The sequence below is a fragment of the Kitasatospora sp. NPDC057965 genome (assembly GCF_042887135.1).
Taxonomy (GTDB): domain Bacteria; phylum Actinomycetota; class Actinomycetes; order Streptomycetales; family Streptomycetaceae; genus Kitasatospora.
In genome coordinates this window covers 22,656-34,174 of the sequence record NZ_JBHVPZ010000041.1, presented here as the reverse complement: position 1 = coordinate 34,174, position 11,519 = coordinate 22,656, and the positions used below count along the sequence as shown (strand labels likewise).

Below are 11,519 nucleotides of genomic sequence, written 5' to 3'. Positions count from 1 at the left end.
GACGCCCGCGCGGGTGTGCGTTCAATCACCAATCACGCAGACGGCGTGTGCGCAAATGCAGATACGCTGACCGCGTGCGCTCCCGCTCCCGCCCGGTCGGCGACCGGCTCCGCGCGGACGACCTCCGCTACCTGCTCGCTGTCGCCCGAACGGGCCGGCTGGTGAGCGCTGCCGACGCGCTGGGCGTGGACCACACCACCGTGTCCCGCCGCATCGCCGCCCTGGAGAAGGGCCTCGGCGTGCGGCTGATGGAACGCGGCACGGAGGGCTGGGCGCTGACGGACGCCGGCAAGGCCGTCTGCGAGAGCGCGCGGGCGATCGAGGACGCCCTGGTCCGCGTCGTCGACGCGGTGTCGGGCCAGGACAGGCCGTCGCTGCACGGCACCGTCCGGGTGAGCGCCCCCGACGGCTTCGGCACCGCCTTCGCCACCCCGGCGCTGGCCCGGGTGCGCCGCCGACACCCCCGGCTGCAGGCCGAACTCATCACGGCGACACGGGAGTTGCCACTGCGTCCGGCCGGCTTCGACCTCGCCCTGACCATCGGCAGGCCACCGCGCAGCCGACTGGTGACCGAGCACCTCACCGACTACGCGCTCGGCCTGTACGCCGCCGACGACTACCTCGCGCGATGCGGCAGCCCCGGCTCGGCCGCCGAGTTGAGGGAGCATCCGCTGGTCTTCTACATCGAGTCGATGCTCCAGGTCGGCGACCTCGACATCGAACGCCACCTGCCGGGCATCACGCCCGCCTTCTCCTCCACCAACGTCTTCGCCCAGGTCGAGGCCACCCGCCTGGGGGCCGGCGTCGGTGTGCTGCCCGCCTTCCTCGCCGAACGCGCCGGGCTGCGGCGGCTGTTGGCCGACGAGGTCGACATCCGGCTGCCGATCACGCTCGCCGTACGGCGGGAGGCGGTGACCCTGCCCGCCGTCCGGGCCGTGCGCGACGCCCTGCACCGGGAGGTCGCCGACCGCGCCGCCGAGCTGCTCCCGGAGCCGGCCGGGGACCGTTGGTCGCAACGGCCGGGTCGTACCCGTCGTGACGCTGCGGAGGGTCTCGGTGACCGATCCGTAAGGCCGTCGTAGGGTGGGGCCCACCGAACGACGGCTCGATCGAGGATGGCCCGGATGGCACGAACTCCCTTGTCCTGGTTGGCAGGACGCTACACACTCGGACCGCGCAGCATCCGGGCGGCGGCCGTGGCCTCGGTGGTGGCGGCGATCGGCATCATCATGACCGGCGGCGTCGTCCGGGTGACCGGCTCCGGCCTCGGCTGCCCCGACTGGCCGATGTGCACCGACAGCACGCTCGCGCCGACCGCCGAGATGGGCCTGCACGGCGCGATCGAGTTCTCCAACCGGATGCTCACCAGCGTGCTCTGTGTGGTGGTCGGCTGGGTGATCATCGCCGCCCGGCTGCAGAGCACCCCCATGCCGCGGGTGCTCCGGGGCGGCTGGGCGCAGTTCTGGGTCGTGGTGCTGAACGCGGTGGTCGGCGGCGTCACCGTCTGGCTGAAGCTCAGCCCGTACATCGTCGCCGCGCACTTCCTGGCCGCGATGCTGCTGCTCACCACGGCCGTGGTCACCTGGGACGCCACCCTGCACGCCACCTCGGGCGAGGCGGCGGACGCCGCACCGGACGACCGGCGGAGCGTGCCGTCCGGGCGGGCCCGAGGTCTGGCGACGGCGCTGATGGCGGTCACCGCGGTGATGGTGGTGGTCGGCACGGTCACCAGCGGCACCGGCCCGCACGCCGGCGACTCCTCCGACGTGCCCCGGATCGGCCTGGACTGGACGACGGTGACCGTGGTGCACGGCGTGCTCGCGGGGGCCGTCCTGGTGCTCGCGGCGCTGCTGTTCGCGGCGCTGCGCCCGGACCCGTCCGGCGGTGGCGCCCGGCGCCGCACGGCGCTCTTCCTGGTGGCGCTGGTGGCCCAGGGCCTGCTGGGCGTGGTGCAGTCGCTGACCGGTCTTCCCGAGGCGGCGGTGATCCTGCACCTGCTCGGCGCGGCCATGGTCTGGGTGGGCGCGCTGCGGGTGCTGCTCGCCGTCCGCCCGGCGCGGCGGCCGGTCCCGGCCGGACCGGAGACGGCCGGACCGGAGACGGCGCTCCCGGCACCGGGCGCCCGGACCCCCGAGCACGCGGCCTGAGCACGCGGCCCGCGCACGTGTGGCCCGAGCGCACGCGGCTCGGGGGGCCCGGCGCCCGCGCCGCGTCGCGGGGCGGGGGTCAGCGGTGGGCGCCGGCGGCGGCGTCGACCCGGTCGGCGGAGAGATAGAGGGTCAGTTCGCGGTCGGGCCGGGCCAGTTTGGCAGCCACCCAGTGGAACGGGTTGCCGGCCCCGCCCCCGTCCGCCCCGCCCCCGTCCGCTCCGCCACCGCCCGCTCCGCCACCGCCCGGCGCGGCCGCGCAGTGGGTGACCAGTGCCTCGACCAGCCCCCGCGACTCCGGTGCCAGCAACCCGGCGAGCCGGGCCGACGCCGCCTCCGGTCGCGGGGTGTAGTGGTTGAACGGCAGGTAGAGCGCGGCGTCCTCGGGCCGCCCGGGGCACCGGGCGGTCAGGCTCCAGCAGAGCGTCGGCCGGATCCCCGGCGCCGCCAGCGCCTGCGGCCCGGCGACCGGGAGTGCGGCCAGCAGCGCCGCGGTGCGCCGGCGGGCGGCCGGGGAGAGCCGGGCCATCCGCTCCTCCAGCCGCTCGGCCGACCGCTCGGTCACGGTGGTGTAGAACTTCGCCCGGGCGGCCGGCGACTCCACCAGGTCCAGGGAGAACACCGCCGGCATCGGCACCTCGATGCTCGCCGGGTCGTTGCGGCGCAGCCACCGCCAGGCCTCGCCGTGACCCAGCCGTTCCAGCGCCTCGCCGACCAGCTCCCGGTTGCGCGCGCGGCCCTGGGCGAGGGTGTCGAAGTAGACCTTGACCCCGGAGAGTCCGCCGGGCCGGACCGAGGCGGCCAGGCAGAGCCCGAACGAGGCCTGCCGGTCGACCGGGCGGAAGAGGTCGTACAGCGCCGCCGCCCGGCCGGTCGAGGCGAAGCCCCGCCGCTCCAGGGCGGCGAGGATCCGCCGGCCCTGCTCCCAGCTGCCGAGCGCCGTGGTGTCCCCGGCCGGGGGCAGCGGGCGCAGGAAGATCCGCAGCTCGGGCGCGCCCCCGCCGAGCACCACCGAGTACTCGAACGGCGCCACCCGCGCGGTGGGATCGGCCGAATCGGAGCAGCGCGAGTCCCGGTGGCCCCAGCCGTCGAACAGCAGGGGCACGGCGTCGTCGACGGCCGCCGCGACGTCCGGGCCCAGGCCCAGCATGCCGCTCAGCAGGCGCAGTCCGCGTGCGGCACGCCCGCCGAAGCCGTCCGCCGCCGGTGACGCGTCCGCCCGTGTCCGCCCACGCGTCGCGGTGGCCGGGGGAGCGGGGCGGGTGCCGGGGCTGCCGGGGCCGCTGGTCATCTCAGCGGCCCCCCGCTCGCGGCCCGGCCGGCGCGTAGGGAGCGGTGTCGATGCCCGGGTACAGCTCGGCCAGACGCTCCAGCGACTGCTCCGTCCAGTAGCGGTCCCCGGGCGGGGGGAAACCGAGCAGGTGCCGCTGGCGGGGCGAGAGCCCGACCATGAACTCGCGGAAGTCGTCCCAGCCCGGGGAGGCCGGCCGCATCGACCACAGGTGCTTGTCGGTCCACCGGGCCACCGCGGCGTGGACGTTGAAGAAGAGGGCGAGCCGCCGCCCGTGGGTGCCCAGGTAGCCGGCGCCGCGGTGCACGATGTCGCCGACGAAGAGCAGCACCGAGCCGCGCTTCGCCTCGATCGGCCGCTGGCGCTCGTACAGTTCGGGGTAGCTCTCCTTCTCGTAGGAGGCCTTGCCGGTCGCCGTGAGCAGCGGTACGCCGAGTTGCTCGGCCCGCGCGACCACGTAGGTCGGGCCGGTGTCGACCGTGACGTCGGTCAGGTAGACGATGCCGAACAGCCGCTGGTAGACGCCGTCGGCGCGGGGCGGCAGCAGGCTGCTGGCCGCCCAGGCGTCGTTGTGCAGCGTCTGGTCGATCGAAGGCCCGTACGCCGTACCGTACTTGGCCTGGATGAACGAGCTGGTGAGCCGCAGGTCGGTGTCCCCCAGCAACTGCTCGGCGACGTCGATCACCCGGGGGTCGAGGGAGAGCCGGTTGAGGGCGTTGGAGGAGAACGGGAACGGCACCGCGTGCTTGAGCGCGGCGACCTCCTCGGCGGTGGCCCGGCCGTCCTCCGGGTCCGGGAAGTAGCCCTCCATCGCGGCGACCGCGTCGGTCAGGGCCTGCCCGGTCACGAAGTCCGGGACCAGCGCGTAGCCGTTGGCGGCGATCTCCTCGGCGATCGCCGCGGCGTCCAGGGTTGCCATCGTCATTCCCCTCCGTCCACGGGGGCCGCCCGTCCGGCCCGGGCGGGCCGGCGGGTGACCAGGATGTTCTTGTGGAAGCCGTCCAGCCGCAGCGGCTCGCCCACCGGCTTCCCGTCGACCTCGATCCAGGCGTGCGCCGCGAACGGCGCGAGGTTCACCCCGGAGACCCAGTCCGCCCAGCCGCCGCGCGCACGCACCAGCAGGACGGCGGCCAGCGAGCGCTCCAGGCAGTACTGGCCGGCGCAGCGGCCGCTGACCGCGACCACGTCCTCGCGCGCCTTGAACGCCTCGGCGTAGGAAGCCGGCCGGGCGCCCGCGCTCAGTCGGCGCAGCAGCCGCTCCAGCCGGTCGGGGCTGGCGGCGGCGGCCAGCAGCCGGCCGGCGGCGACGGCGAGCAGCGGCACGATCCGGCGGTGCGGCGGCAGCCAGGCACGCGGCTCCGGGGTCATGTGCAGGGTCACCGGTCCACCACGATTCCGGCCGCGCGCAACTGGCCGAGCAGCCGGCGGACGTCGTCGGGAATTCTCTCGCGGGCCGCCGGAAACCTCGCCAGGAGGGTTTCCGTGATTTCCTCCGGGGATTTCCCGGCGGATAACAGATCGAAAACGTCGGCGCCGATCCGGTTGAGCCGGAAATAGCGCCCGGATTTCTTGTCGAGGAGCACCGCCGCCTCGCTCTCCCGGACCAGCGCGACATGCTTCGCCACCCGCGGAGTCACGGTGCCACCGGATAGCTGTCCACCAGAATTCCTCCCGGTCCCCTCGGTGCGTCCGCCGTCCGCCCGGCCACCGTGCGCAGCCAGGCCTCGGCGCCGAGCGTCAGCTCCAGGGCCGCCGTCTCGTGCTGGGGGCGCATGGTGTCCCGGATGCTCGCCCGCAGCGCCTCCGGGTCCACCAGCCCGTACGCGGCGAGCAGCGGCTCCTCGACCATCGCGAGCAGCTCCCGCCGGTTGCGTTGCAGGCCGCGGTAGACCGACATGCTGAACTCGCCCTTGGTCGAGCGGGACAGCGCCCCGCTCCCGGTCGCCCCCATCGCGGCCTTCAGCAGCGGTTTGTAGCCCCGGCCCGGCAGTGACTCGCCGCGCGGGACGGCCAGCGCGGCCTCCAGCACGTGGTCGTCCATGTAGGGCAGCGACAGCAGGACCCCGCAGCGTGCCATCAGCTCGCGCAGCGGCCCGAGCCGCTGACCGCCGATCCGCTGCCCGGCCACCGCGGTGTGGGTGGCCCGGTCCGGGGCCTGCGGGCGGGCCGCGGCGGAGCGCTCGCGGGCCACCTCCCGGATCGCCTCGGCGGCGTGCGCGGTGGCCCAGGGCGGCAGGTGCAGGGCCGGACCCCAGCCGACGGTCGGCCCGTCGGCGTCCGGGCGCGGCAGGTGCAGGGTGCGCAGTTCCTCGGTGAACCACGCGGCGTACGTCCGCCGGTCGGCGAGCGACCGCACCACCTGCGGCAGCGTCCACCGGCGCAGCCGGGCGAGCGGACGGATCCCGCGCAGTGCCGCGACCGGCGCGCTCCGGTAGAGGTCGGCGTAGTAGGAGGGGGCGACGGTGAACAGCTCGTCGCCGCCGAAGCCGCCGAGGTGCACGGTCGCGCCGGTGGCGGCGAACAGCCGGGACATGGCGGCCTTGCGGGTGCGGTTGCGGATCAGGGTGTACGGCTCGCCCAGGCCGTAGGGCACCTCGGTGGCCAGGCCGGTGGCGGTGGACCAGATGCCGTCGTACGGGCCCGGCACGTCCTCGGGGCCGAGGACGGTCAGCTCGCGGCCGATCTCGCGCGCCGCGAGGGCGGCCCAGCGGGCGTCGTCGTGGTTGGGGTCGACCGTCTGCTCGACGAACGAGCGGAACGCCGCGCCCTGGCCGGCCAGCAGGTAGCAGAGCGAGGTGGAGTCCATGCCGCCGGAGAGGTCCGCGGAGAGGCCGGCCGCGGTGCGCACCCGCACCGCCACGGCCTCCTCCAGGGCGGCGCGCAGCAGCGGCGCGCCCTCGGCGAGCGGCAGGTCCCCGGCCGGGGGCCGCCACCAGGGCCGGGGGTCGGCGTGCTCGGCGGTCAGCCGTAGCCGGTGGTCGGCGGGCAGTCGGCGCACCCCCGTCCAGTGGGTGCCGTCGGTCAGCCCGTAGTCGAAGCCGGGGTGGACCAGCCCCCAGGCGGCCATCTCCGGCCGCGGGGCGCCCCCGCTCCAGTCGATCAGGGGCTCCACCGCGTCGGCCGCCGCGTAGCCGCCCTCGGGATGGCGGGCGTAGCAGACCTGCCGCAGCCCGGAGGCGGTGCCCTGGACCCAGAGCGCGTCGCCGTCGGCGCAGATCAGGTGGAAGCTGCCCGGGAGGCGGTGTGCCGCGGCCAGCAGTCCGGGCACGTCGTCGTGCTGGTCGAGCAGCCGTGCCAGGTGCCCGGCGTCGGTGTCGAACTCGCCGAACAGCGCGAGCCGCCGGCCGGGCGGGCCGGCGACCACGAGCCGGGCGTGCGAAGCGTCCGTGACGATCCACGGACGCCCCGACGGGTGGTGCACCACCCGCACGCCCTCGGCCGGCACCGGGATCCTGGGCGACGGGCCTTGGGCCTTCTCGGGGAAAGCGACGAACCAGGACGTGCCCACAACCCCTCCTTCACCGGCCTGTTTCACGGGGTGGGATCAGATGATCGCCACGCCCTCACCGTCGTTGCTCGCCCAGCCGTACCAGGTGGTCACCTCGTTGAATTCACCGACCGGCAGCAGCGCGGGAGCCTCGTACTCCATCTCCTCGATCTCCTTCATTGATATTCACCTCCTCCGGCAAAGTTGACTGGAGCTAATCACGGTTCGGTAGCGGGGGCAAGAGTACGTACAAGTCTCATCCATTTCCCGGTTTTCGGACGCACGAATTCCGGAAGGCCGGGCGATGGTAAAGCAGCGGCCATGTGCCGGGGGTGTCTGCGCGAACTCCGACCGGAATCCGGGGGAAACGTTCGCCGGGCCTTCGGGGGTCGTCCACATCCGGAGCGATGGTCTGCCGGTTGCGGGGGCGGCCTCTCGGCGCGGGCTCCGGCGGGTGCGTGGACCGGTTGGCCCGGCGTCGGACTGATGCAGCGTCCGGATGACGCGGCGTCCGGGTGGCGGTGCGTCGCCCCGGACGGCGGAGGCCCTCCGATGGGTCAGGTGACGGTCCGCCAGCATGACAGAAAGTAATACTGTGTGCACATAGTGTTTTCATGACAAGAGACCTTCGCGGGCCGTCGCGCCTTCTGGAACGCACGGCCCGCCTCGTGACGGCAGCGACCATGCTGGGATTCCTCAGTGCCGGCCTCACCGGACTACCGGCCCGGGCCGTACCGGCTCCGCAGAAGGCGCCGCCCGCCGGCAGCGGCGGGCACGCCGCCGCCGGTGAGCGCGTCCTGGCGACCGGTACCCCACTGCTGCAGGAGACCTTCACCGGGGCCACGGCGGACTCCCGCTTCACCGCCGTGGGCACCGCGTGCCTCACCGGTGCGCCCGCCGGCGCGTTCACCCCCGGCAGCCACCCGCTCGCGGGCTGCCCGGCGGTCGAGGTCGGGCCGGTACCGCCGGTGAACGGCGCGCCGCACGGATACCTCCAGATCACCGACTCCGGTTTCGACGAGGCGGGCGCCGTCCTGTTCGACCAGGCGCTGCCGGCCGGCAACGGTCTGGACGTCTCCTTCGACCAGTGGCAGTACGGCAGCACCACCCCCGCGACCCCGGCCGACGGCATCTCCTTCTTCCTGGTCAACGGCGACACCGCGCTCACCCACCCCGGCGCCTTCGGCGGCAGCCTCGGCTACGCGCAGAAGCTTCCCGACGACAACCCGAACCTGACCTTCCTGCCCGGCGTCGACCGCGGCTACCTGGGTGTCGGTCTCGACGTCCTCGGCAACTACTTCGGCGACTGGGAGCACCGCGGCAACGGCTGCGCGACCCGCTCGCCGGCCGGCACCGGCTTCCGCATCCCCGCGCCGGGCGCCAACATGGTCACCGTCCGCGGCCCCGGCGACGGCACCACCGGCTACTGCTTCCTGACCGCGACGACCAGCAACTTCACCACCTCCGGCCCGTGGCCCTCGACCCTGCCGGGCAAGCTGCAGGGCCCGCTGACGGTGCTGCCGCCCGCGGTGACCCCGGCGCAGGCCGAGACCCTGCTGGAGCCCTCGCGCCGCCGGGTGAACGTGCACCTGACGCCGGCGCCCTCGCCGGTGCTGACGGTCGGCGTCGACTTCAACGACGGCACCGGGCCGCACCAGGTGCTGTCCACCCCCGCCCCGACGCCGGTTCCGTCCACCTACAAGTTCGGCTTCGCCGGCTCGACCGGCGCGTTCACCGATGTGCACCTGATCCGCAACGTGGTGGTCGGCACGGACCAGCCGCTGCCCGAGCTGAACCTGGTGAAGCAGGTCCGCGAGCCGCTGCCCGGTCTGATCACGGTCGGCACGCCGGTGCCGTACGACTTCGTGGTCACCAACGCCGGGACCGTGCCGATCGACAACCTGGGTGTCAACGACCCCAAGGTCGGACCGGTCAGCTGCCCGGTGTCCACGCTCGCCCCCGGCGCGACCGTCACCTGCACGGCCACCTACCTGGTGACCGCCGCCGACGCCCAGTCCGGCCACATCGCCAATACGGCCGTGGCCACCGGGACGGCCGACGGCACCCCGGTCGAGTCCCCGCCGTCCATGGAGAACGTCCCGGTCGTGGCCCCGCCGGGCATCGAGCTGACCAAGCACGTCGACGCCCCGGGACCGTTTGCGGTCGGCGAGACCGTGCCGTACACGTATGTGGTCACCAACACGGGCGGCGTCCAGGTCGACGCCGTCGGCATCACGGACGACAAGGTCACCGGCATCACCTGCGCCGCCACCACGCTGGCCCCGGCCGGCAGCCCCGGCGACAGCACCATCTGCCACGGCAGCTACGTCATCACCCAGCCGGACGCCGACGCCGGCGAGGTCACCAACCACGCCGTCGCCAACGGCACGGCCAACGGATCCCCGGTTGTCTCCCCACCGACCCAGGCCACCGTCCCGGTGGTGTCCACGTCGAGTCTGGGTCTGACGAAGCAGGCGAGCACCCCCGGTCCGGTGAGCGTGGGTGACACCATCACCTACACGTACACGGTCACCAACACCGGCGTGACGACGCTGAACGGCGTGAAGGTCACCGACGACCACGTCACGCCGGTGGACTGCCCCACGACGACCCTCATTCCCGGGCAGGTCATGACGTGCACCGGTGGCTATGTGGTGACGGCCGCGGACGCGGTGCTGGGGCACATCACCAATGTGGCGCTGGCGAGCGGTCTCAACCCGCTGGGGCTGCCCGTCGAGAGTCCGCCGGCGGAGGTGACGGTGCCGGTCACGGCTGTGGCGAGCCTGTCGTTGGCGAAGGAGGCGAACACGCCCGGTCCGGTGAATGTGGGTGACACGGTCACGTACACGTACACGGTGACGAATACGGGTACGGCTGCGGTGCACGACCTGACCGTGACCGATGACCGGGTGTCGCCGGTGACCTGCTCGGCGACGACCCTGGCCGCCGGTCAGAGCACGACCTGCACCGGTACCTACGTCGTGACGAGCGCCGATGCGGTGGCCGGTCACGTGCTGAACGTGGCGACGGCGAACGGCTTCAATCCGCAGGGTGAGCCGGTGGCGAGTCCGCCGGCGCAGGAGACGGTGCCGGTTGTGTCCGTCGCGAGCCTCTCGCTGACGAAGAAGGCCGACACCGCCGGTCCCGTCAACGTGGGTGACACGATCACGTACACGTACACGGTGACGAATACGGGTACGGCTGCGGTGCACAACCTGACGGTGACGGATGACCGGGTGTCGCCGGTGAGTTGTGGGGCGACCGCGCTGGCCGCAGGACAGAGCACGACGTGTACCGGTACGTATGTGGTGACCACTGCTGATGCGGTGGCCGGTCATGTGCTGAACGTGGCGACGGCGAACGGCTTCAATCCGCAGGGTGAGCCGGTGGCGAGTCCGCCGGCGCAGGAGAACGTCCCGGTCGCGTCCACGGCGAGCCTGTCGTTGGCGAAGGAGGCGAACACGCCCGGTCCGGTGAACGTGGGTGACACGGTCACGTACACGTACACGGTGACCAACACGGGCACGGCGACGGTGCACGACCTGGTCCTCACCGATGACCGCGTCTCGTCGATCACCTGCTCGGCGACGAACCTTGCCGCCGGTCAGAGCACGACCTGCACCGGTACCTACACGGTGACGGCGGCGGACGCCGTGGCCGGCAGCGTGACGAATCACGCCACGGTGAAGGGTCTCGACCCGCAGGGCGAGCTCGTCCAGAGCCCGCCGGCGGAGGAGACGGTCACGGTTGCGTCCGTCGCGAGCCTGTCGCTGACCAAGAAGGCCGACACCGCCGGTCCCGTCAACGTGGGCGACACGATCACCTACACCTATACCGTGACCAACACGGGTACGGCTGCGGTGCACAGCTTGACCGTCACCGATGACCTCGTGTCCCCGGTGACCTGCTCGGCGACGACCCTCGCGGCCGGTCAGAGCACGACCTGCTCCGGCAGCTACGTCGTGACGAGCGCCGATGCGGTGGCCGGTCACGTGCTGAACGTGGCGACGGCGAACGGCTTCAATCCGCAGGGTGAGCCGGTGGCGAGTCCGCCGGCGCAGGAGAACGTTCCGGTCGCGTCTGCGGCGAGTCTGTCGCTGACGAAGAAGGCGGGCACTGCTGGTCCCGTCAACGTGGGTGACACGGTCACGTACACGTACACGGTGACCAACACGGGTACGGCTGCGGTGCACGACCTCACCGTGACCGATGACCGGGTGTCGCCGGTGACCTGCTCGGCGACGACCCTCGCGGCCGGTCAGAGCACGACCTGCACCGGCAGCTACGTCGTGACGAGCGCTGATGCGGCGGCGGGACACGTCACCAATGTGGCGACCGCGAACGGTCTCAACCCGCAGGGCGGGCCGGTGGCGAGTCCGCCGGCGCAGGAGACGGTGCCGGTTGTGTCCGTCGCGAGCCTCTCGCTGACGAAGAAGGCCGACACCGCCGGTCCGGTGAATGTGGGTGACACGGTCACGTACACGTACACGGTGACGAATACGGGTACGGCTGCGGTGCACGACCTCACCGTGACCGATGACCGGGTGTCGCCGGTGACCTGCTCGGCGACGACCCTCGCGGCCGGTCAGAGCAC

The 11,519-nt window shown here is 73.2% G+C and carries 9 protein-coding genes; 3 read left to right on the top strand and 6 right to left on the bottom strand.

The genetic code is table 11. The features are described 5' to 3' along the window. Positions 1–74 precede the first annotated feature (74 nt). Both ACFVVU_RS35285 and ACFVVU_RS35280 read left to right on the top strand, forming a co-directional pair. On the top strand, positions 75–1,082 hold the full coding sequence (locus ACFVVU_RS35285) for a LysR family transcriptional regulator (RefSeq protein ID WP_380682572.1): 1,008 nt from the start codon (positions 75–77) through the stop codon (positions 1,080–1,082). Between the two features lie 42 nt (positions 1,083–1,124). Beyond that, positions 1,125–2,147: a heme A synthase gene (locus ACFVVU_RS35280; protein ID WP_380682573.1), complete on the top strand. Its 1,023-nt coding sequence runs from the start codon at positions 1,125–1,127 to the stop codon at positions 2,145–2,147. 79 nt (positions 2,148–2,226) lie between these two features. On the opposite strand, the gene ACFVVU_RS35275 is transcribed toward ACFVVU_RS35280, so the two are convergent. From ACFVVU_RS35275 to ACFVVU_RS35250, 6 genes are read right to left on the bottom strand one after another with little or no spacing between them, the layout of a single operon-like run. Beyond that, a complete protein-coding gene (locus ACFVVU_RS35275; protein WP_387793971.1) occupies positions 2,227–3,438 on the bottom strand; it encodes a hypothetical protein in 1,212 nt (403 codons plus the stop codon). A gap of 1 nt (position 3,439) precedes the next feature. Continuing rightward, entirely contained in the window at positions 3,440–4,363 is a 924-nt protein-coding gene (locus ACFVVU_RS35270) for a phytanoyl-CoA dioxygenase family protein (protein WP_380682575.1), read from the bottom strand. Then, on the bottom strand, positions 4,360–4,818 hold the full coding sequence (locus ACFVVU_RS35265) for a lasso peptide biosynthesis B2 protein (RefSeq protein WP_380682576.1): 459 nt from the start codon (positions 4,816–4,818) through the stop codon (positions 4,360–4,362). The genes ACFVVU_RS35270 and ACFVVU_RS35265 overlap by 4 nt, the downstream gene beginning before the upstream one ends. Beyond that, the gene (locus tag ACFVVU_RS35260; protein ID WP_387793970.1) at positions 4,815–5,063 is read right to left on the bottom strand and encodes a lasso peptide biosynthesis PqqD family chaperone; all 249 of its coding nucleotides are present in this window, start codon (positions 5,061–5,063) and stop codon (positions 4,815–4,817) included. Before ACFVVU_RS35260 ends, ACFVVU_RS35265 begins: the two co-directional genes overlap by 4 nt. 8 nt (positions 5,064–5,071) lie before the next feature. Further along, positions 5,072–6,946 (bottom strand): asparagine synthase-related protein, encoded by a 1,875-nt coding sequence (locus ACFVVU_RS35255; protein ID WP_387793969.1) that lies wholly within the window; start codon positions 6,944–6,946, stop codon positions 5,072–5,074. A 36-nt stretch (positions 6,947–6,982) separates the two neighbouring features. Next, entirely contained in the window at positions 6,983–7,105 is a 123-nt protein-coding gene (locus tag ACFVVU_RS35250) for a lasso RiPP family leader peptide-containing protein (RefSeq protein ID WP_380682579.1), read from the bottom strand. A 488-nt stretch (positions 7,106–7,593) separates the two neighbouring features. Here ACFVVU_RS35250 and ACFVVU_RS35245 point away from each other — a divergent pair. Then, a partial coding sequence (locus ACFVVU_RS35245) for a hypothetical protein (protein WP_387793968.1) occupies positions 7,594–11,519 on the top strand: 3,926 nt, incomplete at its 3' end.